Origin of the sequence: Cellvibrio sp. PSBB023, assembly GCF_002007605.1 — a bacterium.
Classification (GTDB): Bacteria; Pseudomonadota; Gammaproteobacteria; order Pseudomonadales; family Cellvibrionaceae; genus Cellvibrio.
This window is the reverse complement of sequence record NZ_CP019799.1, coordinates 2,713,898-2,735,774: the sequence shown is the minus strand read 5'-3', so window position 1 is coordinate 2,735,774 and position 21,877 is coordinate 2,713,898. Positions and strand designations below refer to the sequence as shown.

Annotated in this window: 18 protein-coding genes and 1 tRNA gene; 16 read left to right on the top strand and 3 right to left on the bottom strand. The window is 52.1% G+C overall.

What is annotated here, in order from left to right:
- Positions 1–15: 15 nt before the first annotated feature.
- The 14 genes from bioF to pnp all read left to right on the top strand — a co-directional run bounded on the left by bioF (position 16) and on the right by pnp (position 15,299).
- Positions 16–1,197, top strand: coding sequence for an 8-amino-7-oxononanoate synthase (gene bioF, locus B0D95_RS11915; RefSeq protein ID WP_078044090.1), 1,182 nt, complete (start codon positions 16–18; stop codon positions 1,195–1,197).
- A complete protein-coding gene (gene bioC, locus B0D95_RS11910; protein WP_078044089.1) occupies positions 1,190–2,740 on the top strand; it encodes a malonyl-ACP O-methyltransferase BioC in 1,551 nt (516 codons plus the stop codon). Before bioF ends, bioC begins: the two co-directional genes overlap by 8 nt.
- Positions 2,733–3,431, top strand: a complete 699-nt coding sequence (gene bioD / locus B0D95_RS11905) for a dethiobiotin synthase (protein WP_078044088.1) — start codon at positions 2,733–2,735, stop codon at positions 3,429–3,431. Before bioC ends, bioD begins: the two co-directional genes overlap by 8 nt.
- 76 nt (positions 3,432–3,507) lie before the next feature.
- The gene (locus B0D95_RS11900; protein ID WP_078045741.1) at positions 3,508–4,134 is read left to right on the top strand and encodes a DUF2459 domain-containing protein; all 627 of its coding nucleotides are present in this window, start codon (positions 3,508–3,510) and stop codon (positions 4,132–4,134) included.
- A 162-nt stretch (positions 4,135–4,296) separates the two neighbouring features.
- Positions 4,297–4,554 carry a hypothetical protein gene (locus B0D95_RS11895; RefSeq protein ID WP_078044087.1) on the top strand — a complete coding sequence of 86 codons (258 nt, stop codon included), beginning with the start codon at positions 4,297–4,299 and terminating at the stop codon, positions 4,552–4,554.
- Positions 4,555–4,585: 31 nt separating this feature from the next.
- Positions 4,586–5,497, top strand: a complete 912-nt coding sequence (locus B0D95_RS11890; RefSeq protein WP_078044086.1) for a putative metalloprotease CJM1_0395 family protein — start codon at positions 4,586–4,588, stop codon at positions 5,495–5,497.
- 154 nt (positions 5,498–5,651) lie between these two features.
- Positions 5,652–5,728: transfer RNA gene (locus B0D95_RS11885), tRNA-Met, on the top strand.
- Between the two features lie 289 nt (positions 5,729–6,017).
- Positions 6,018–6,515 (top strand): ribosome maturation factor RimP, encoded by a 498-nt coding sequence (gene rimP, locus B0D95_RS11880; RefSeq protein ID WP_078044085.1) that lies wholly within the window; start codon positions 6,018–6,020, stop codon positions 6,513–6,515.
- 111 nt (positions 6,516–6,626) lie between these two features.
- The gene (gene nusA / locus B0D95_RS11875; protein WP_078044084.1) at positions 6,627–8,108 is read left to right on the top strand and encodes a transcription termination factor NusA; all 1,482 of its coding nucleotides are present in this window, start codon (positions 6,627–6,629) and stop codon (positions 8,106–8,108) included.
- Between the two features lie 60 nt (positions 8,109–8,168).
- Entirely contained in the window at positions 8,169–10,952 is a 2,784-nt protein-coding gene (gene infB, locus B0D95_RS11870; RefSeq protein WP_078044083.1) for a translation initiation factor IF-2, read from the top strand.
- Positions 10,953–11,025: 73 nt separating this feature from the next.
- Entirely contained in the window at positions 11,026–11,448 is a 423-nt protein-coding gene (rbfA, locus tag B0D95_RS11865) for a 30S ribosome-binding factor RbfA (RefSeq protein WP_078044082.1), read from the top strand.
- Between the two features lie 6 nt (positions 11,449–11,454).
- The gene (gene truB, locus B0D95_RS11860) at positions 11,455–12,444 is read left to right on the top strand and encodes a tRNA pseudouridine(55) synthase TruB (protein ID WP_078044081.1); all 990 of its coding nucleotides are present in this window, start codon (positions 11,455–11,457) and stop codon (positions 12,442–12,444) included.
- A 209-nt stretch (positions 12,445–12,653) separates the two neighbouring features.
- On the top strand, positions 12,654–12,923 hold the full coding sequence (gene rpsO, locus B0D95_RS11855; protein WP_007645205.1) for a 30S ribosomal protein S15: 270 nt from the start codon (positions 12,654–12,656) through the stop codon (positions 12,921–12,923).
- Between the two features lie 252 nt (positions 12,924–13,175).
- Complete coding sequence (gene pnp / locus B0D95_RS11850) at positions 13,176–15,299, top strand: polyribonucleotide nucleotidyltransferase (RefSeq protein WP_078044080.1); 2,124 nt, start codon at positions 13,176–13,178, stop codon at positions 15,297–15,299.
- A 178-nt stretch (positions 15,300–15,477) separates the two neighbouring features.
- Here pnp and B0D95_RS11845 read toward each other — a convergent pair whose 3' ends face one another.
- The 3 genes from B0D95_RS11845 to B0D95_RS11835 all read right to left on the bottom strand — a co-directional run bounded on the left by B0D95_RS11845 (position 15,478) and on the right by B0D95_RS11835 (position 17,667).
- Positions 15,478–16,182 (bottom strand): Crp/Fnr family transcriptional regulator, encoded by a 705-nt coding sequence (locus tag B0D95_RS11845; RefSeq protein WP_078044079.1) that lies wholly within the window; start codon positions 16,180–16,182, stop codon positions 15,478–15,480.
- Positions 16,183–16,396: 214 nt separating this feature from the next.
- Positions 16,397–17,068, bottom strand: coding sequence for a ChrR family anti-sigma-E factor (locus B0D95_RS11840; protein WP_078044078.1), 672 nt, complete (start codon positions 17,066–17,068; stop codon positions 16,397–16,399).
- Positions 17,065–17,667, bottom strand: a complete 603-nt coding sequence (locus B0D95_RS11835) for a sigma-70 family RNA polymerase sigma factor (RefSeq protein WP_244904550.1) — start codon at positions 17,665–17,667, stop codon at positions 17,065–17,067. Before B0D95_RS11835 ends, B0D95_RS11840 begins: the two co-directional genes overlap by 4 nt.
- Positions 17,668–17,969: 302 nt before the next feature.
- Between B0D95_RS11835 and B0D95_RS11830 the strand changes: the two genes are divergently transcribed.
- Entirely contained in the window at positions 17,970–20,810 is a 2,841-nt protein-coding gene (locus B0D95_RS11830; protein ID WP_078044076.1) for a DUF4397 domain-containing protein, read from the top strand.
- Between the two features lie 161 nt (positions 20,811–20,971).
- A complete protein-coding gene (locus tag B0D95_RS11825; protein WP_078044075.1) occupies positions 20,972–21,865 on the top strand; it encodes a TraB/GumN family protein in 894 nt (297 codons plus the stop codon).
- Positions 21,866–21,877: the final 12 nt, after the last annotated feature.

The window sequence follows — 21,877 nt, the reverse complement described above, 5'->3', positions numbered from 1 at the left end:
CGCGTGCCTCAACTCATGTCTTCTCATCTCGATCAAACTCTCGCTCCACTGCTCGCTGAACGTCGCGCGGCGCACTTGTATCGCACGCGCAAATTATTGCAGTCACCACAAGCACCACACGTGGTTGTTGATGGAAAAAATTACCTCGCGTTTTGCAGTAACGATTATTTAGGTTTAGCCAATCATCCCGATGTGATTCTTGCTTTGCAAAACGCCGCGAATAAGTTTGGTGTCGGCAGCGGCGCCTCACATTTGGTGGCGGGGCATTCCAGTGAGCATCACGCACTGGAAGAAGAAGTGGCTGCATTTACCGGCCGTGAGCGCGCACTGTTATTTTCCACCGGTTACATGGCCAATATGGGCGCTATTACCGCGTTGGTGGCGCAGGGCGATGCCGTCTTTGAAGATCGGTTAAATCACGCGAGCTTACTCGACGCCGGTTTATTAAGTGGCGCACGCTTCCAGCGTTTTTTGCACAATGATCTGGAAAACTTGCAAACCCGTTTGGACAAAACCGATGCTACGCGAAAATTAATAGTGGTCGACGGCGTATTCAGCATGGATGGCGATTGTGCGCCATTACCTGAGCTCGCTGCCGTCGCACAAAAAAATAATGCCTGGTTGATGGTGGACGATGCCCATGGTTTTGGCTACTTGGGAAAAACAGGCGCGGGCACCTGCGAGCACTTTGGTTTAACACAAGGTGATGTGCCGATTCTAATGGGCACCCTCGGCAAAGCGGCGGGCAGTTTTGGCGCCTTTATTGCGGGCAGTGAAACACTGATCGAAAGTCTGATTCAATTTGCGCGCCCCTATATTTACACCACCGCTATGCCGCCCGCTGTCGCTGCTGCAACGCGCACGAGTTTGCGTTTAATGCAAACGGAGCACTGGCGCCGCGAACAACTTAAACAATTGATTGCGCATTTTCGCGCAGGCGCACAAGCGCTGAATTTGCAATTGATGGATTCCTTCTCGCCAATTCAGCCGATTGTGATTGGTGATGAAGCCAAGGCACTGCATATCTCGCAGCAATTGGCCGAGCGCGGCATTTTAATTATTGCCATTCGCCCTCCTACTGTGGCGGCAGGCAGTTCACGCTTGCGTATTACCTTTTCGGCGGAGCACAGCATCGCGCAGGTCGATCAATTACTCATGGCGCTGGCGGACATTATGCAGGGACTAGCCCATGATTAATCTGGTACTGCTGCATGGCTGGGGGTGCGACAGTCGTACCTGGCAGCCGCTGTTGCCGGCATTACACAATATCGCCAGGGTTACCTGCATCGACCTGCCCGGTTTTGGCCAGAGTGAAATGCTCGTCGACTACTCATTGGATGCCGTGATTGCATACATCGAACCGCAATTGCCATCGAACGCGGTGGTGATGGGCTGGTCCCTTGGTGGCATGCTTGCGGTGCAATTGGCGGCACGCTTTCCGCAAAAAATCAGCGGTGTTATTTCACTGGCCGCTAATCTCAAATTTGTGGCAACTGTTGATTTCCCATGGGCGATGGCACCTGGGGTTAATCGCCATTTTAATCAAGGTTTTGAACAGGACCCGCAGGCAACACTGAAATTATTTACCGGGCTGTTGGCGCAGGGCGATGAACAAGAGCGCACCTTGCTTAAACAATTGCGCCGCGTCGATACCGGCGCGCCCAACCCTAATTGGTTGCAGGCGTTGGCGTTACTCGCGCAGTTGGACAATCGCGACGTATTTGCGCGCTTAACCATGCCGGGTTTGCACCTGCTCGCTGAGCGTGATGCGCTAGTGCCAGCCGCTGCCGCACAGGCTATGACGGCGTTGAATTCGCAGCAGCACATTGAACTGCTCATTGACACGGCTCACGCGCTCCACTGGAGTCGCCCACAGGCGGTGATTGATGCGGTAACCCATTTTTTATCGCAGTCATTTTTCCAGACAAAAACACCGGCGCAGTTGGATAAAAAAAAGGTTGCCCAATCCTTTGGCCGCGCAGCGGAAACCTACGATGCCGTTGCGCAATTACAGCGCGATGTGGGTACAGAGTTATGTCTGATGTTGCCCGCGCATTTACCTGCTGATGCGCGGGTGTTGGATGTGGGTTCCGGCACTGGATTTTTTACCCGTCGGTTAATGCACGCCTATCCCCAGGCGCAGCTAATCGGGTTGGATATTGCTGAAGGTATGTTGCGTTTTTCACGCAAAAACGGGCCGGATGCTATCCAGTGGTTGTGTGGCGATGCAGAGCATTTACCACTGGCCGATAACAGTGTTGATCTGCTGTTTTCCAGTCTGGCGATTCAATGGTGTCAGAACCTGCCGCAATTAATGGCGGAACTCCATCGCGTACTAAAACCTGGCGGCCAATTGTTTATCGCTACACTCGGGCCCGCTACCTTGCAGGAATTGAAAAATGCATGGCAACAAGTGGATGACTATGTGCACGTCAACCGTTTTCAATCCAGCGACGCTTTAACGGCAGCCCTGCAACAAGGCGGCTTGGTGCAGGCAAAATTGCAAACACAAACCCGCGTACTTTATTTTGATCGACTGGCCGAGTTAACCCGCGAACTGAAGGCGCTGGGCGCGCACAATATCAATAGCGGTAAACCCGAAGGGCTTACCAGTCGTGCGCGCCTGCTAGCATTCAAAAACGCTTATGAGCAACATCGTACCGAACAGGGTTTGCCTGCCAGTTACGATGTTATTTATCTAACCGCATGCAAATCCTTCGCAGAAGAATCCCATGGCTAAAAAAGCATTTTTCATCACCGGTACCGATACCAATGTGGGTAAAACACTGGTGGCCGCCGGCTTATTGGTTGCGGCCAACAATATGGGCCTGACAACGGCGGCGTTAAAACCGGTGGCGGCAGGTTGTGAGAAAACCGAACAGGGGCTGCGCAATGCCGATGCGCTCTTGCTGCAATCGGTTATCACCGAGCCTATGGTGTATGAGCAGATAAATCCAATAGCACTGGAAGCCGCCATCGCCCCCCACATTGCTGCGCAACAGGAAAAACGGACGCTATCAGCAGATCGCTTGGCCGGGTTTTGTCGCGGCAGTTTGAATCAGGCGAATGTCACACTTATCGAAGGTGCCGGTGGTTGGCGGGTGCCTTTAAACCCCAGTGAAACACTGGCTGACCTGGCGCGTATCTTGCGCTTGCCGGTCATCCTGGTGGTGGGTGCGCGCTTGGGATGTATTAATCACGCATTATTAACGGTGGAAGCTATTCGCAACGATGGTCTGCCGCTCGCCGGTTGGGTCGCCAATTGTGTGGATGCAGAAATGCCGGTGCTACAAGACAATATTCACAGTCTCGCCGCGCGGATTCCAGCGCCCTGTTTGGGGGTGGTGCCCTGGCTGGATTCACCACAGCCCGAAGCAGTCGCCGCTGCACTGCACATTGATTCTGTCGCGCAATTGTTTAGTCAAGCGTGATGTGTGAATGATGCTTTGTTTATTACGTGTCTTTTGTTGTTTGATGCTGCCGCTACTCCTCTTGGCCTGCAGCAGTATGCCCAATAAACAGAAAATACCTATTGCCAACACCGAGCACACTATCTACTTCATCTATCGCGAATGGCATACCAGCATTCTGTTGGAGGCAGCGACCCTTGCACGCTACAGCAAACATCTGCAAGCCGATGCAGCAGGGCAGCAATTTGTGCGTATCGGCTGGGGCGATGGCGACTACTTCACCGGCAAAAGTAAATCCATGGGGACGGCGGCCAAGGCACTGGTCGCATCGGGCTACTCGGCGATACAAGTGCTTAGCTACCGGCAGTCCCCCTTCACCCAAATCCCGGCGCATACTCGCGTACCTATCGCCATCAGCGATGAGGGGATGCGCCGCCTGATTGACTATCTGGATGCCTCATTAGCACTGGATGAGCAGGGGCAATTAATTCCCCTGCCTGCCTATGCGGAGGATATTGGCCGTTTTTACCGCTCGGTAGGTAACTACAGCCTGTTCAGTAACTGCAATACCTGGAGTGGCAGGGCACTTCAATCTGCCCAATTACCGGTACGCAGCGGCCTGCAACTCACTGCCCAAAGTGTGTTTGAGCAGGCAAAAGCCATCTCCGAATATCAGCAAGCCATTGGTTTGATTGAAAAAGATGCCCTCGTCACTACAGAATAATTCCCGGTTATATCGCGCTGCTTTTTACATCAAACTCATCTTAAAAATAGCCGCTAGGGCGGCAATTTCGGCTGTTTTTTGTGCGCTCTTGGCGTAGACTTAATGGCAATAGTGGGGAAATTTCAATTTCCCTGTCATCCATAGTTCCAAGAGGGTAAGCGGATGGACATAGGTTCTGTCGTCAACCAAGGGCTGATTGGCATGCAAAAAAGCCAGTCTTCCATGCTGCAATCGGCCCAGCAAATCGCCCAAGCGGGCACTACCCAGCGTGCTGATGCACCTGCTGCTAATCAGCAATCGCAAGACTTGGCATCTTCCTTGGTTAATCTCAAGGTTCAAAGTCAGGTGTTTGACAGCTCGGCCAAGGTCGTTAAGTCGGCTGACGAAACCATCGGCACATTGCTGGATGTGAAGGCCTGAGGCCTGTGTCAGGTTAAGTGAGGTGATCTGAGTGATCAGTAATATTCCGTCTAACTTCGCCAATACCGTAGCGCCCTTCGCGCCTGTGGGGCGTGCACCTGTTAGCCAGGAAAGTGAAGATCTCAAATCCTCCAGCTTTCGCCCGACAGAACAACTGGCAGAATCGGCGCGTGCGCTCAATCGCCGCTTCCCCGATGAGCGTCCGAACGATGATGTAGAGCGGGATCGCCTTGAGCGCGGTGCACGCGAAGCAGCGGCAAAAACAGCGAATGGCGATGAGCAGTTAAAAGCAGAGCAGGAACAGACTCAGGAACTGGCTGCGCGTGACCGTGAGGTGCGCGCCCATGAGCAGGCCCACGCCTCGGTGGCAGGGCAATATGCCAAAGGTATCAGCTACACCTATCAGCGCGGCCCCGATGGCGTAAGTTATGCCATTGGTGGTGAAGTGCAAATTGATACCAGCCCGATTCCCGGTGATCCGGAAGCCACCCTGCGCAAAGCACAACAGCTGCGCCGCGCCGCCAATGCCCCGGCGGAGCCCTCTTCACAGGATGCTCGCGTCGCTGCACTGGCTGCACAAATGGAGCAACAGGCACGTCTTGAATTGCGCGAACAGCAGTCAATAGAGGCCGATCAGCCTGCGGGAGCTGAAACAGATACCAATTCGCCTGCTGCCGAGGCGTCGCAAACCGACGCCCAGCGCGCTGACGCTGAAAAAGAGGCTGAGGCTAAAAAGGCGCGTCTGGCGGAAGAAGAGCGTCGCCTTCAGGCGGATCAGCAATGGTTTGAGACAGAACAGCGTCAGCTGGACTTGCGTCAAGCGCGGGCTGAGCTGTTTAACGAAGCCGCCCGGCGCAATATTGATATCAATCGCCGCCTTTTGGAGATTGGTGTGTTTGGCGCCAACCCAACGGTAGGTAGTTTGCTCAATAAAACCGTCTAGCGACGCAGTATTGCGAGCTTTTTAAACGAATCGCGCAATAAAAAAGCTATGCAGGGATTTGTTGGTATTTATCAACGATTTTCCTTGACCGCATAGGATGATCTCCCTATAATTCGCGGCCTCACTTGAGCAGTTAGCAATTGTGAGTTTCAGTCGCGGGGTGGAGCAGCTTGGTAGCTCGTCGGGCTCATAACCCGAAGGTCGTTGGTTCAAATCCAGCCCCCGCAACCAAAATTCTTTGCTTCTTGTTAGATTGTTTGACAAGAAACAGGTTGAGATGAGGGATTCCCGTTTCTCGCCAATAACAAGAAGTATTGAATTTGCTTTGTTATAAGGCAGATTCAAGTCGAGAAGCCCCTTTATGGGGCTTTTTTGTATTTATTGTTTTTACGTTTTTTCGGGCTAAGCCCCATCACGCAGGCCTGTGTGGTGAATGAAGTAATCGTTCGAATGGGCCTTGTGCCCATTTTTGTTTTTTGGGCTGCTGCTTTTGCGGGCCTGATTTATTGCGGATTAAAGCATGGCATCCAAGCAAGAATTGTTAGAACAAATGATCCTTCCGGTCACCACCGCGCTCGGTTGTGAGTTGTGGGGATTGGAATATTTGACGCAAGGGCGCTACACCACAGTGCGCATTTTTATCGATGGCCCAAATGGCGTTTCGCTGGATGATTGCGAGCGTGTTAGTCGCCAGGTGAGCAGTGTGTTTGATGTGGAAGATCCCATCGATGGTGAGTACACGCTTGAAGTGTCATCGCCAGGTATGGACCGCCCGCTGTATAAAGAATCGCAGTATCTGCGTTATGTTGGCGAGACAATCAGTGTGCGCATGCGAATTGCGCGCGATGGTCGCCGCCGTTTTAAAGGTGTTATCACCAAAGTGGAAAACGGCGATGTGTTTTTGTTGGTCGACAATAAAGAAGTACAGTTGCCAATAGACACTATCGATAAAGCAAACGTTGAGCCGCGCTATGACGATCTGATGCGTCAGCATAATTTGCTCGACGATAAAGAGTAATTGTAATAAATCACTGCAAGAATCATTTTGCAGCCTGATCAGATGGAAAACGTAATGTATCTGGTGAGTGTGCGCACTTCACTGGCTTGAGGAGTTAACAGAGGCAAACCAATGAACAAAGAAATTTTGCTGGTCGCTGATGCGGTATCAAATGAAAAAGGCGTGGATAAGGAATTAATTTTCCAGGCGATTGAAATTGCACTCGCCACCGCCACTAAAAAACGTTTTGATGAAGATTCAACCATCGAAGTGGTGATTAACCGCACTACCGGTGATTACGATACCTATCGCAGTTGGGAATTGGTTGCTGACGATGCGATGGCTGAGTTGGGGACACAACTGTACCTGGATGAAGCGCGCGATAAAGATGCCAGCTTGAAAGTGGGTGACACCTACCGCGAGAAAATTGAAAACGCCGAGTTTGGTCGTATTGCTGCGCAAACGGCCAAGCAGGTTATTGTGCAAAAAGTGCGTGAAGCAGAACGTGCACAAATGGTGGATGAATATCGCGACCGTATGGGCGAGTTGATCAGCGGCACTGTGAAAAAAGTAACACGCGATAGCATTATTGTGGATCTGGGTAATAATGCCGAAGGTATTTTGCCGCGCGATCAATTGATTGGCCGTGAAATTTTCCGCATGGGCGATCGTATTCGTGCGCTGCTGTTGGAAGTTCGCACTGAAGCGCGCGGTCCACAATTATTGCTGAGCCGTTCCAATCCGCAAATGCTGGTAGAGCTGTTCAAAATAGAAGTGCCTGAAATCGCAGAAGAAGTGATTGAGATTAAAGGCGCTGCTCGCGACCCTGGCCTGCGTGCAAAAATTGCGGTGAAAACCAACGATGGCCGTATTGATCCAGTAGGTGCTTGCGTCGGTATGCGTGGTTCGCGCGTACAGGCAGTATCCAATGAATTGGGCGGTGAGCGCGTTGATATTGTGTTGTGGGACGATAACCCGGCGCAATTCGTAATTAATGCCATGTCACCTGCGGAAATTGAATCCATTGTGGTTGATGAAGATGCCGGTTCAATGGATCTCGCCGTTAACGAAGATAATCTGGCCATGGCGATTGGTCGCGGTGGTCAAAACGTGCGTCTCGCGTGCGAACTGACCGGCTGGAACATCAACGTGATGGGCGTTGCCGAATGGCAGTCCAAGCAAGAAGCGGAATCCGGCAGCTACATCAGCATGTTTATGAATGCGCTGGATGTGGATGAAGATATCGCGGGCGTATTGGTAGAAGAAGGTTTCACAACCCTTGAAGAAGTTGCCTATGTGCCGCTGGAAGAAATGCTTGCAATCGACGGCTTTGATGAAACCATCGCGGAAGAATTGCGCGCGCGCGCCAAAGATGCATTGCTGACGCAAGCGTTGGCATCGGAAGAGCGCATTGAAGGCGTTGCACCGGCAGAAGATTTATTGGGTATGGAAGGTATGGATGAAGCGCTGGCCATTAATTTAGCCAGTCGTGGCATAGTCACTATGGAAGATTTGGCTGAGCAATCCATTGATGATTTATTGGATATAGAAGGTGTTGATGCGACTCGTGCCGCCGCACTGATTATGAAAGCGCGCGAGCCCTGGTTTGCCTAAGTGTGAGCCACTCCTGTGAGCAAAACCCTGTAGGCAACGAACAATCCCTGAGGAAAAACAATGGCAGAAGTAACCGTTAACGAACTCGCCAAATCGATAGGTGCACCCGTAGAGCGTTTGCTCAAGCAAATGCAGGAAGCGGGTTTGCATCACAAGAATGCGGACGCAAAAGTCTCTGACGATGAAAAGCAGCGCTTGCTGACTTTTTTGAAAACCAGTCATGGTGAAGCAAGCAGCGAACCGACCAAAATTACTTTGCAGCGTAAAATCACCACGACCATTAAAACCGGTACGGGTAATGCAAAGAAAACCGTGAATGTTGAAGTGCGCAAAAAGCGTACTTACATCAAACGCGAGGATGAAGTGGCTGATTCAGCAACTCTCGATGCGCCTGAAGCCGAGCAAGAGCCGGTGGTTGTGGCGGAGCCTGTTCCTGAGCCGGTAGTGGTGCAGGTTGAGGTCGCGCCTGAGCCTGAGCCAGTTGCTCCGGTAGAGCCTGAGCCGGCACCGGTTGCTGCTGAAGAGCCAGCAGAAGTTGCCCCAGCTGTTGAGGCGCCATCACACCGTATTTCGTTCACCGACGGCATTGAAGAAAAACGCCGTGCGGCTATTGAGCGTCGCCAAGCAGAAGAAGCTGCGCGCCAGGCAGAATTGAAAGCCAAAGAAGAGGCCAAGCGTGCCGCGGAAGAGGCTAAACGCAACCCACCGCGTACCGAGAAGCCTGCTGCAGAAAAGCCTGCCGCACAAGCGCCAGCCAAAACAGCGCGCCCTGATGCTCGCGGCCCCTCCAAGGGCAAACCTGCGGTTGCGGTTATTGCGCCCCCTGCTGACAAAGAAGATACCAAGCACGGTCATGGTCATAAGAAAACGCATAAGCGTGATGACGATGATGCGGATGATTCCGAACGCAACAAGCGCGGTCCGGGCAAGGCTGTCAAAAAAGGCGCACCGTCCAAAAAGAATCCTAAATTGGAGCTCTTGGATTTTGTTGCCGAAGACGGTGAAGACAGCGATGTACTGGCGCGTCGCAGCCATTTGCGCGCGAGCCACAAAAAACACAACAAACATGCTTTCAAAAAGCCAACCACCAAGATTGTTCATGAAGTAAATATTCCCGAGACCATTGCGGTATCGGAATTGGCACAACGCCTCACGGTCAAAGTGGGTGAAGTGATCAAGCGCTTGATGAAAATGGGAGTAATGGCTTCCATGAACGAATCTATCGATCAGGACACCGCAGTGTTGCTGGTTGAAGAGATGGGGCATCAGGCCGTTCTGGTTAGCGAAAACGACATTGAGCATGCACTGGAAAAATCGCTGGAAACCGAAGGTGATTTGGTACAGCGCGCACCGGTTGTTACCGTAATGGGTCACGTTGACCATGGTAAGACCTCGCTGCTTGACTACATCCGCGAAGCCAAAGTGGCGGCGGGCGAGGCCGGTGGTATTACCCAGCATATTGGTGCTTATCGCGTATCGACTTCACGCGGTGAAATCACCTTCCTCGACACCCCCGGTCACGCCGCGTTTACCGCGATGCGCGCCCGTGGTGCCAAGGCGACTGACGTGGTGATCCTGGTAGTTGCTGCAGATGACGGTGTAATGCCACAAACCGAAGAGGCGATCCTTCACGCTCGCGCGGCGGGTGTGCCGATTGTGGTTGCGATTAACAAGTGCGACAAGCCTTCTGCTGATCCTGATCGTGTTACCAATGAGTTGGTAGTGAAGGGCGTTATTCCTGAAAACTACGGTGGTGACACCCAGTTCATTCAGGTTTCTGCTCACACCGGTCAAGGTATTGACGAGTTGCTGGAAGCTATCTCCCTGCAGGCGGAAGTATTGGAATTGCATGCAGTTCCCAGCGCGGCAGCAAAAGGCGTAGTGATTGAAGCGCGTGTCGATAAAGGTCGCGGTACTGTCGCTACCATTCTGGTACAGCAAGGTACGTTGAAGCAGGGCGATTTGATCCTTGCCGGTCAAAGTTATGGCCGTGTGCGTGCCATGATGAACGAGCGCGGTCAGCAGGTGCAGGACGCAGGTCCATCAACACCGGTTGAGATTCTGGGTCTTGATACCCCGCCAAGTGCCGGTGATGATTTTGTGGTGCTGACTGACGAGCGTAAAGCCCGTGAAGTTGCCCAGTTCCGTGCCGAGAAGGAGCGTAAAGAGAAACTTGCGCGCTTCCAGGCATCCAAGTTGGAGAATATGTTCTCTAATATGGAAGCCGGTCAGAAGAAGACCCTCACCGTTGTTGTGAAGGCAGACGTGCGCGGCTCTCTTGAAGCGATTATGGCGTCACTCAACGAAATCGGTAACGATGAAGTGCAAGTGAACATTATCTCTTCCGGTATCGGCGGCATTACTGAAAACGATGTGAACCTGGCGATTACGTCCGGTGCGATTATCGTTGGCTTTAATGTGCGTGCTGACGGTGCAACCCGCCGTTTGGCTGAGAGTGAAGGCGTGGATATTCGCTACTACAGCATCATTTACCAATTGCTGGACGAAGTGAAAGCGGCACTGAGCGGTATGCTTGATCCTGAGCGTGTTGAAACTATCGTGGGTATCGCTAACGTGCGTGAAGTGTTCAACTCACCCAAATTCGGCCAGGTTGCCGGTTGTATGGTGGTTGAGGGTACCGTATCGCGCAATAAGCCGATCCGTGTACTGCGCGACAACGTGGTGATCTTCACCGGCGAGCTCGAATCCCTGCGTCGTTTCAAAGACGATGTTGCCGAAGTGCGCAACGGTTTTGAGTGTGGTATCGGTGTGAAGAACTACGACGTAAAAGTCGGCGATCAGATCGAAGTTTACGAAGTGAAAGAGGTGGCGCGCCAGCTCTAAGCCCGGCGCAAGGCCCGCGCCCCACCCCTGTCATGGGGGTGGGGCTTTGTTATTTTTAAGAGGTTAATGGCGCATGCCAAGAGAATTTACCCGTTCAGACCGTGTCTCCGATGCCATCCAGCGCATCCTGGCACAGGTGATTCCCAGCGAAATTCGCGATCCGCGTATTGGCTTGGTGAATATCAACGAAGTGACGGTCACGCGCGATATGGCCTACGCCAAAGTGTTTGTGACCTTCGTGGGCGTTGACGATGAAAAAGAAAGTATTGCTGCTGCCGCGGTATTGAATAAAGCCAGCGGTTTTTTGCGCACCTTCCTCGCCAAAGAGTTGAGCATGCGCACTGTGCCCAAGCTGCAATTTATTTACGACAAAACCTCGGTGAAAGGCCAGGCCTTGTCGACCTTGATTGAGCGCGCCCTGAAAGAAGATAGCCTGCACCAGCATGACGATGAGCCTGCCAGTGATGCAGCGCCCGACGAATCCAAGGGCGAGTAATTATTCATGGCACGTAGAAAAGGCCGTCCTGTCGACGGTGTATTGTTGTTGCACAAGCCTGCCGGCATGACCTCAAACCATGCATTGCAGCGCGCAAAGCGGTTATTTTTTGTGGAGAAGGCGGGTCATACCGGCGCGCTTGATCCTCTTGCTACTGGTGTATTGCCTTTGTGTTTTGGCGAGGCGACCAAGTTTTCACAATTCCTGCTGGATGCGGATAAAGGTTATCGCACCTGTATTCGCCTTGGCGTAACCACAGACACCTGTGATGCCGATGGCGAGATTCTGGAGCAGACATCCACAGCGGGTATTACCCTGGCACAGGTTGAGGCGGCGCTGAAGCCCTTGACTGGCGATATCCTGCAAGTGCCGCCCATGTACTCTGCGCTCAAACTGAATGGCCAGCCGCTGTATAAAATGGCGCGTCAGGGTGTTGAAGTAGAGCGTGCGCCGCGCCCGGTAACTATCCATAGCATCGACATACTGGCGTTCCGCGCCGGCGATGAAGCCGAGGTGGAGCTGGATATCCGCTGTACCAAAGGTACCTACATCCGCTCGATTGCAGTGGATTTAGGCGCAGCCCTGGGATGTGGTGGCCATGTTAAAACCTTGCATCGTTCTGCTGCTGGTTTATTTGATGAAAGCCAATGCGTCACCCTTGAGGCATTGGAGGCGCGTTTTGCCGAGGTGCAATCTACTCAGGGCGATGCTGCTGCCTATGCGGCGCTGGATAGCTATCTGCTCAGCACCGATGCACCCGTCGCCAGCTTGCCTGCCGTAGACTTGCCTGCCAATAGCGCCCATTACTTCCGTTTGGGCAACCCGGTGATGGTGTCCAAGGTCTATCGATTTGGTGAGCAAGGTGATATTGTGCGAGTCTTTTGTGCAGAAACCGAACAATCGCCACGGGCGTTTCTCGGATTAGGCTGTATCACCGATGAAGGTGGCGTTGCTCCCAAGCGCATTTTGGCCAACCGCTCATCCAACGAAACCTGAGTTGGATAATCAGGTCGGATAAGTATTCGTAAAACCCCTACTTGATCCACCCATGGATCGAGCGAGGCAAGAGAATTTATCGATACGGCAACTTGCCCGTCGATAAAAAGCCGCGGATGACATCCTTATGGATAATCACCGCAACAACCCACCTGTAAATATGCGCGGCTGGGCTGTAATTGATTTGCATATTAACTGAGGAAAACATCATGGCACTGAGTGCTTCTGAAAAAGCTGCAATCGTTAAAGAGTACCAACAAGCAGAAGGCGATACTGGTTCGCCCGAAGTTCAAGTAGCTTTGTTGACTATCAACATCAACAAACTGCAAGGTCACTTCGCTAGCCACAAGGCTGACCACCATTCACGTCGCGGCCTGATCCGTATGGTAAATGCCCGTCGTAAATTGTTGGACTACCTGAAAGGTAAGGACTCTTCTCGTTACGTTGCTCTGATTCAAAAATTAGGTCTGCGCCGTTAAGTTTGTCCAGTGCCCGCTTTGCGGGCACTTTTATTTTGTAATGCTGTTGTTTGATGTTAACAAGCGATTATGGAATTGCGCTGATGAGAGCAAAAATTAGCGCCCGGGCAGGATGCACAGTTCGTACTGATTTTTTATTGATATGAATGCAAAGAGCAAACTTAAATAGACGCGTAACTATCCACAAGGTTGATCAACATAACTGATGGTTGATAACGCAACTGATTTTTAGTGAAAACAAAGGATAAAAGAGTGAATCCGATTATTAAAAAGTTCCAATACGGCAACCAAACCGTAACCCTCGAAACTGGCCGTATTGCTCGTCAAGCAACCGGCGCAGTATTGGCTACCATGGGTGAAGTATCTGTGCTTTGTACCGTTGTTGGTGCCAAGCAAGCATCACCAGGCCAGGATTTCTTCCCGCTGTCTGTGCACTACCAGGAAAAAAGCTATGCCGCTGGTCGTATCCCCGGCGGTTACTTGAAGCGCGAAGGTCGTCCATCCGAAAAAGAAACCCTGACCTCACGCCTGATCGACCGTCCAATCCGTCCATTATTCCCTGAAGGCTTCCTCAACGAAGTGCAAGTCGTGTGCACCGTTGTGTCTACCGACAAGCAATACGATCCCGATATCGTTGCCATGATCGGCACCTCTGCTGCACTGGCGATTTCCGGTATTCCATTCAATGGTCCAATCGGTGCTGCGCGTGTAGGTTACACTCAGGAAGAGGGTTACCTCCTCAACCCAAGTTTCAAACAACTCGATACTTCCGAGTTGGACATGGTGGTTGCTGGTACTAAAGACGCTGTGTTGATGGTGGAATCTGAAGCAAAAGAATTGCCCGAAGACATCATGCTCGGTGCAGTGCTTTACGCACACCAGGAATTACAAGCCGTGGTGCAAGCCTGTGCGGAATTGGCACGCGATGCGGGTAAACCGCGTTGGGATTGGCAACCAGCTCCAGCAAACACTGAATTGACCAACGCTATTGTAAATAACTTTGGCGAAGCGATTGGCGATGCTTACCGTATCACTGACAAGGCTCAGCGTTACGACCGTTTGGGCGAACTGCGCAACCAAGCCGTTGCTGAGTTGGTGAGTGAAGTGACTGGCTTCTCTGCCGATGAAGTGAAAGCAGAATTCGGCATGGTGGAATACCGTTTGGTGCGTTCGCGCATCGTTGCGGGCGAGCCACGTATTGATGGCCGCGACAACAAAACCGTTCGTCCAATTCAAGTTGAAGTTGGCGTGTTGGGCAAAGCTCACGGTTCAGCCTTGTTTACCCGTGGCGAGACCCAAGCGTTGGTAGTAGCGACTCTGGGTAATGCGCGCGATGCACAAATCATCGATTTCCTCGAAGGCTCCAAAAAAGATGCCTTCATGTTGCACTACAACTTCCCTCCTTTCTCGGTAGGTGAGTGTGGTCGTATGGGCGCTACTGGTCGTCGTGAAATCGGTCACGGTCGTTTGGCGCGTCGCGGTGTGGCTGCTGTTCTGCCTGCCGAATCCGATTTCCCTTACACCCTGCGCGTGGTGAGCGAAATTACCGAATCTAACGGTTCAAGCTCCATGGCCTCTGTGTGTGGTTCAAGCCTGGCGTTGATGGATGCCGGTGTTCCACTCAAAGCTCCGGTAGCGGGTATCGCTATGGGCTTGGTGAAAGAAGCTAACGGCTTTGCAGTATTGACCGACATCCTCGGCGACGAAGATCACCTCGGCGATATGGACTTCAAAGTAGCGGGTACCACCAGCGGTGTGACTGCACTGCAAATGGATATCAAAATTGAAGGTATCACCGAAGAGATTATGGAAATCGCACTGGAGCAAGCTCTGGCCGCGCGTTTGCACATCCTCGGCGAAATGAACAAAGTGCTCGCCAAATCACGTGATGTGGTTAGCGACAACGCACCGCGTTTTGAAACCATCAAAATCCATCCGGACAAGATCCGCGACATCATCGGTAAAGGCGGCGCGACCATTCGTGCAATTACCGAAGAAACCGGTTCTTCTATTGATATCGATGATGATGGCACCGTTAAAATTTACGCCGACAACACCGAAGCGCTCAACGCTGCTATTTTCCGCGTACAAGGCATTGTTGCCGAAGCGGAAATCGGTGCAATCTACGAAGGCACTGTGGTTCGTATCGTAGACTTCGGCGCATTCGTTAATTTCCTGCCGGGCAAAGACGGCTTGGTACACATCTCTCAAATCGCCGACGAGCGCGTAAACAGCGTGAGCGATTATTTGAAAGAAGGCCAAATCGTAAAAGTGAAATGCCTGGACGTAGACCAACGTGGCCGCATCAAACTCTCAATCAAAGAAGCTTTGGCTGAAGAGTCAGGTGCAGCACCAACGGAAACTACTGAAGAGTAACTTTTCTCTGCACTGAGTTACGAAAACGCCCGCCTCGAAAGACGCGGGCGTTTTTTTGAACGGATATTTAAATCTGGATATGGGTTAAATGTGGAAAGCTTTTACTGTAAGAAAAGAAGTTGGTACCGGCTAGATTTTTTGAATGTAAATTGAAGAATAAAAATAGTGGCGAAAAAAATCACTCAAACAACCGCGCGTAATCTTTAGTTACCGCTTCATAACATTCACACGCAACGGCTTCTAATCCTGCTCTATCCAAAATGCTGATTTTTCCGCGTGTATATTGAATTAATTTTCGCTCTTGTAACGCGCCGGCTGCGACGGTAATTCCGCTGCGGCGGACGCCGAGCATGTTGGCGAGGAATTCCTGGGTGAGATGAAAATAGTCGGCGTGGGCGCGGTCGTGGGTCATTAATAGCCAGCGTGCAAGGCGTGGTTCTATGGCGTGAAAGTGGGCACAGGCAGCGGTTTGGGCGAGTTGTGCCATTAGCACATATAAATAGCGATTGAAGGTGCTGGTGAGCGCGGCATTGTTTTGCAATTCTTGTTGCAGTTGCTCGGCGGTCATGCGCAATGCTGTGCCTGAACCTTGCACCATGGCGCGCATGGGGGCGCTATTGATGCCGAGTGCGACGGTGGCGCCGAGCATTCCTTCGTTGCCGATTAGTCCCATTTCCAGCGGCTGATGATCGCGCAGGGTGGTGACCAGGGTAATAAAGCTGGTGAGCGGAAAATAAACGTAGCGAAAGGGAAGGTCGGGTTCGCACAGCACTGTGCCGGAGCTTAGCTCCACTAATTCACTGCTGTGCAGAATTTGTTGGCGCGCCTCCGGCGATAAACTTTCAATAAGGCGATTAACTACGGCGGTAGTGTGGGCTGGCATCGAGCATCCTGTAACAAAAGAGGCTCGCGGTCAGTAACGTGTAACACCACAAGTCTTGGTGCCGAAGTCTACTGGATGGTTTTTTGCCTGTCTGTCCGGTACAGGGCATAGGGCGATAATTGTTTGTTGCGCGTGGTGAGTGAGTTCACGTCAGTCTGTGTGTGAGGCAAAAAAATCCCCGCCGATGCGGGGATTTGTCAGGTTGCTTAATCGATTAACTCCACGCCATAAATGGATTGAGCACGCGGTGCCAACCGGTAAATTTCAGCGGTGCATTTAATACGGTGAGGCAGATGCAATCTTCATTTTGCAGTGCAGTGGGGCTGTGTTTGTGGCTGGTATCGCGGGCGATGAAATCGCCTTCGTGATACACGCCCAATTCATCAGAAAAGCCGCCGCTGAGGATGACTGTGTACTCAAACCCTTTGTGAGTGTGTATGGGTACTTTGGCGCCGGCGTTGATTTTTTGCAGCGCTACCTGAAACCCTTTTACATTCAGCAGTGCGGTTAAATCAAACTTGCTGATTTCCTTGGTTTGGCGTTGCCAGGGTAACTCCGCGAGCGATGTAGGCAAGTAACGCAGCAGCGGGTTGCTGAAGTGCTGGGTGATCTTGTCGGTGTTGCCCATATCCACTTTTACTTTGGGCGCATCGTTGTGATCGTGGGGCTCCAGGGATGCCATGAGTGAATCAAAGGCATCGTCATCGGTGCTGGCAGGTTTAATGGTTTCCAACAAGGCGCCGCCCAGGTGATTAAAATTTTTCACCAGGTCGCGGCACTCGTGGCAAAAGCAGAGATGCACAGACACAGCCAGCGCTTGCGGAATACTCAAGCTGCCCGCGGCATAATTCATTAACGTCATATCATCGGGATGATAAGCACTCATAGCTCTTTTGCCTCAAACATTACACGTAATTTCTGCAGCGACAGGCGCAGGCGGCCTTTCACTGTACCCAGAGGAATTTTTAATTCCTCTGCCACTTCCTCGTGGGTTTTACCTTCGTAGTAAACCTTGCGCAGTGCAATCATTTGTTCTTCCGGTAATTTATCGATAGCGGTTTTTACAAACTTTTCGGTCGATAAATTTTGAATGGAGCAAATGGTGGTGTCCTCGGTGGGGATCTGCCACAGGTCTTCGGTTTCTATCACCACTTCAGCGCGGGTGCGATTGAGTTTGCGCAGCATATCAATGCGCTGGTTGCGCGTGATGGTGAAGATCCAGGTGGACACAGAAGCCAATGCTTCTGAATATTTTCCGGCATTGCGCCACACACTGGTCATTACTTCCTGCACCAATACTTCTGCATGCTGGCTGAAACCTTGATTGATTGCATAGGCTTTTATACGTGGCGCAAAGTGCTTATAGATCTCTCTGAAGGCGGCTTTGTCATCGTGTTCGGCCACGCGGGCAAGCAGGGCGCCCCAGTCCGGGGTATCGTTTGCTGCACTTGAGTCATTCATCGACTGGGCCTTTGTCGTCGTCATTTGATGTCTCATTATCGCTCACCGGGTAGTTTTAGATAGTCCGTAACACACCTTTTACGCCCCCTGTATTTTTCCGGATCACCTGCCCTGGGGCGATTTCACTGTTTTGTGTGTTTGAGCGCGATTCGTGAATTGTTTTGTCATTTTTTTTACGCGGTTTTGATCCCTCCAAAAAATCAGGGCGTAAACCTCCCCCGCTGATACCCCACGATGTAATGGGTATCGCCCTGTGTTACCGATCCTATAAACATCACAATCAGTCCAATAACAGTTAAAACGATCAATACCAGAGGTAAGGAAAAATGAAATCAATCAGAGGTATTACATCCCTTGCGAAAGGTGTGGGGCTGGCATTGCTCAGTCTTGTGCTTGTCGCCTGTGGCGGCGATGGCAATAAGAAAAATGTGAGTGTTGCGGTCAGCCCAGCGGCAGTAACGGTAAAAGTCGGCATGACGCAAAACTTCGTGGCGAGTGTTACGGGGACTAATAACAGCAGCGTGACCTGGTCGGTTACCGAAGCGAATGGCGGCACTATTACTGGCACCGGCGTGTACACCGCGCCTGCTACACCGGGCACTTACCATGTCACAGCGACCAGTGTGTCGGACAACAGCAAAAAGGCGTCGGCCACAGTGACTGTGGTGCCGCTGGATAAAACCAGCGTGCGCGTATTCCACGGCTCTGCCGATGCACCCAAAGTAAACCTGTGGGTGAATGATGCCGAAGCGGTATCTGGTCTGGATTACCAGCAGTCCACCGGTGTGCTGGCATTGGACGAAGGCACCTATAAGATCGCTGTAGAGGGTGTAATCCCCGGTGGCAATGCCGTGGTCATCGGCCCAGTTAACTTAACCCTGGCTGGCAAGACAGCCTATGACGTTATTGCCGTTGGCCCCGTTGCGGACATTGAGCCGCTGGTTCTGGCCGACACCGGCAGCCTTAGCGATAGCACCAAAGTGCGTGTGCGTGTGGCTCACCTGGCGGCGGCAGCGCCCGAAGTGAATGTGTATGTCACCGCGCCCGATGCAGACCTGGCCGGTGCAGCACCCTTGGGCACCTTTGCCTTTAAAGAAACCCTCGGCCCTGTCGAAGTCGCGGCTGGTACCTATCAAATCCGCGTCACCCTTGCAGACAATACGGTGGTTTATGACTCGGGTGCCGTTGAACTGGCAGCCGGTAAAGACTTGCTTGTTGGCGCTGTGCCCAATGTGGGTACTGGTTCATCGCCCATTAGTCTGGCGGTATTGGATGGCAATGCGGTTGCCATACTGAACGACAAGAATGCAGGAGCTGATGTTCGTGTTGTACATGCAACAGCCGATGCTCCCGCAGTAGATGTGACAGTGAACGACGGCGCAACCCCGGCGATCGCCAACCTCGCGTTCCCTGAAGCGACAGGTTATGTGAACCTGCCTGCCGCAACCTACAACTTCAAAGTGACCCCCAACGCGCTGACTACACCTGTAGTGATCGATGCCGATGTGCCTCTGGCCAATGGCAGCGCCTACAGCATTCTGGCGGTGGGCACCCTGGCGACCATTGAGCCGCTGGTGTTGACCGACAACAATCGCTCTGTCGCCACCGAAGCCAAAGTGCGCTTGGTGCATGGCTCTACGTTGGCTAGCAATGTGGATATCTATGTTGTCGCTGCCGGTGCAGGTATTGCCAACGCATCCCCCGCGTTCAGCAATATCCCCTTCAAGGCGCAAACCGGTTATGTGAGTTTGGCAGCGGGTGAATACGATGTGATCATCACCCCAACCGGTACCAAAACCGAAGCTATCAAGGCACCTGTTGCCTTGGAAAATGGTGGTGTTTATACCGCTATCGCCCGCGATGGTGCTGGCTTGACCGCTGCGCTGGGCGTGATTGGTCTGGATGGTTTGGCTCCAAACAAAACCCATGTGCGCGTGATTCACGCCTCAGCAAATGCGCCCAAGGTGAATCTCTGGGTTGATGGTGCCGTGGCTGCTTCCAATCTGGATTACCAACAAACCACCGGTTTCCTTGAGTTGGATGCCGACACCTACAACATCGCGGTGGAAGGCATTATCCCCGGCGGTAATGCTACGGTGATTGGTCCTGTGGATCTGACCTTTGATGCCAATACCCGCTACGACGTACTGGCTGTCAACAGTGTTGCTAACATCGAGCCACTGCTGTTGAGCGACATGGGCAAACTGGCTAACGGCAACAATGTGCGTGTACGTGTTGCTCACCTTGCTGCCGCTGCGCCTGAAGTGCGTGTGCATGTGACTGCACCGGGCGCCGCCTTGAGTGATGCTACCGTTTTGGGCAGCTTTGAGTTCAAAGAAACCCTTGGTCCGGTAGAAGTCCCTGCGGGTACTTACCAAATCCGTGTAACCCTGCCCGACAACACAGTGGTGTTTGATTCAGGTTCCGTCGCCCTCAGCAGTGGCAAAGACCTGTTGATTGGCGCTGTGCCCAACGTGGGTACCGGCTCATCGCCCATTCAATTAATCGTGGTGGATGGTAGCAATGTGGCGGTATTGAGTGATGCGGCTGCCGGTGCCAATATCCGTGTGGTACACGCTTCTGCCGATGCACCTGCGGTGGATATCCTGGCTAACGATGGTGCTACTCCAGCAGTAGCTAACCTGGCGTTCCCCCTATTTACCGACTACCTGAATCTGCCAGCGGCGACCTACAATTTCAAAGTGGTACCAACCGGTGTGACGACGCCAGTAGTGATTAATGCCGATGTGCCACTGGCAAATAGCACTGAATACACTTTGTTGGCCGTCGGTGCTCTGGCGGATATAGAGCCGCTGCTGCTCACTGACAACAACCGTAAAGTCGCGACCGAAGCCAAAGTGCGCTTGGTACATGGCTCATCCCTGGCCGGTGCGGTGGATATTTATGTTGTCGCGACTGGCACCTCGATTACCAATGAGACTCCCGCGTTTGCTGCGGTACCTTTCAAGGCGGATACTGGTTATGTATCGCTGGCTGGGGGTGACTACGATGTCATCATCACTCCAACCGGTACCAAAACCGAAGCCATAAAAGCCAGCCTGACCTTTGCAAACGGCATGGTATACACCGCCGTCGCGCGTGATGGACTAAACCTGACCACACCATTAGGTGTAATCGGTTTGGACGGCTTGGCTGACCCTCTTTAACTCAAACAAGAGCTTTTGCCAAAAAACGCCCGGATTCGTCCGGGCGTTTTTTTTTGCACCCGAGGAAATAAATTTTTGATTGAACTTGTGGTGTTGTGTTTTGTGTATTAGTGTAGTGATACACATAATTTCATGAACAATACATCTGCAAGGAGAGTTCAATGTCTATTTATCGTTATTGGTTAAAACAGGGGGCGGTGGTGGTCTTGGGGCTGGTCGCCAGCCTCAGTGTGTATGCCGAAACCAGCCTGTACGAAATCACCAAGGGTGACCAAAAAATCTATTTGGGCGGCACCATTCATTTGTTGCGCAGCAGTGATTACCCGCTGCCTGTTGAATACGAGCAAGCCTATAGCGCCGCCGATAGTCTGGTGCTTGAAACCAATCTGGATAATGCCGCCTCGCCCGAGTTTGGCCAGAAAATGGCAAAAGCATTTATGTATTCCGGCGGAAAAACACTGGCGCAAGATTTACAGCCCAAACTCTGGCAAGAGCTGCAAACCTTTGCGGCCGCGCGCCAATATCCCCTCGCACAAATGACCGCCTTCAAAGCCATGTTTGTCAGCCTGTCTCTCTCGGTAGTTGAAATGCAGCGCTTGGGGTTTGGCGCGGCAGAGGGTGTGGATGCCTACTTTCTGCAAAAAGCAAAAACCGATAATAAACCGGTTATGGAGCTGGAAACGGGCGATGAAGTATTAAAACAGCTCGCGTTGCTGGCCGATATAGATGCAAACATGGTGATTAAATCCACTCTGCGCGATCTACACAAAATGGAGCGCGTGCTTGAAAAAGCGCTGGTACATTGGCGTCGCGGCGAATTGGAAAAACTGGATCGCGAAATGTCCGCCGACATGCGCCGCGAAGCGCCCGAGGTGTACCAGCATTTACTGATTGATCGCAACCAGGCTTGGCTACCCAAAATAGAAGCTATGTTTGCAACAGCGGATGTGGAACTGGTGCTGGTGGGCAGTTTACATCTCAGCAGCAAAGACGGCTTGCTCGCGCAGCTGAAAAAGCGCGGTTATCACATCAAACCTTACCAGCAAAAACACTAAAACAATAAAGAG

Excerpts from the sequence above, each read along its gene's own strand:
- bioF (WP_078044090.1), top strand. The coding sequence starts at position 16 with ATGTCTTCTCATCTCGATCAAACTCTCGCTCCACTGCTCGCTGAACGT.
- bioC (WP_078044089.1), top strand. The coding sequence starts at position 1,190 with ATGATTAATCTGGTACTGCTGCATGGCTGGGGGTGCGACAGTCGTACC.
- bioD (WP_078044088.1), top strand. The coding sequence starts at position 2,733 with ATGGCTAAAAAAGCATTTTTCATCACCGGTACCGATACCAATGTGGGT.
- B0D95_RS11900 (WP_078045741.1), top strand. The coding sequence starts at position 3,508 with ATGCCCAATAAACAGAAAATACCTATTGCCAACACCGAGCACACTATC.
- B0D95_RS11895 (WP_078044087.1), top strand. The coding sequence starts at position 4,297 with ATGGACATAGGTTCTGTCGTCAACCAAGGGCTGATTGGCATGCAAAAA.
- rimP (WP_078044085.1), top strand. The coding sequence starts at position 6,018 with ATGGCATCCAAGCAAGAATTGTTAGAACAAATGATCCTTCCGGTCACC.
- nusA (WP_078044084.1), top strand. The coding sequence starts at position 6,627 with ATGAACAAAGAAATTTTGCTGGTCGCTGATGCGGTATCAAATGAAAAA.
- infB (WP_078044083.1), top strand. The coding sequence starts at position 8,169 with ATGGCAGAAGTAACCGTTAACGAACTCGCCAAATCGATAGGTGCACCC.
- rbfA (WP_078044082.1), top strand. The coding sequence starts at position 11,026 with ATGCCAAGAGAATTTACCCGTTCAGACCGTGTCTCCGATGCCATCCAG.
- truB (WP_078044081.1), top strand. The coding sequence starts at position 11,455 with ATGGCACGTAGAAAAGGCCGTCCTGTCGACGGTGTATTGTTGTTGCAC.
- rpsO (WP_007645205.1), top strand. The coding sequence starts at position 12,654 with ATGGCACTGAGTGCTTCTGAAAAAGCTGCAATCGTTAAAGAGTACCAA.
- B0D95_RS11845 (WP_078044079.1), bottom strand. The coding sequence starts at position 16,182 with ATGCCAGCCCACACTACCGCCGTAGTTAATCGCCTTATTGAAAGTTTA.
- B0D95_RS11840 (WP_078044078.1), bottom strand. The coding sequence starts at position 17,068 with ATGAGTGCTTATCATCCCGATGATATGACGTTAATGAATTATGCCGCG.
- B0D95_RS11835 (WP_244904550.1), bottom strand. The coding sequence starts at position 17,667 with ATGACGACGACAAAGGCCCAGTCGATGAATGACTCAAGTGCAGCAAAC.
- B0D95_RS11830 (WP_078044076.1), top strand. The coding sequence starts at position 17,970 with ATGAAATCAATCAGAGGTATTACATCCCTTGCGAAAGGTGTGGGGCTG.
- B0D95_RS11825 (WP_078044075.1), top strand. The coding sequence starts at position 20,972 with ATGTCTATTTATCGTTATTGGTTAAAACAGGGGGCGGTGGTGGTCTTG.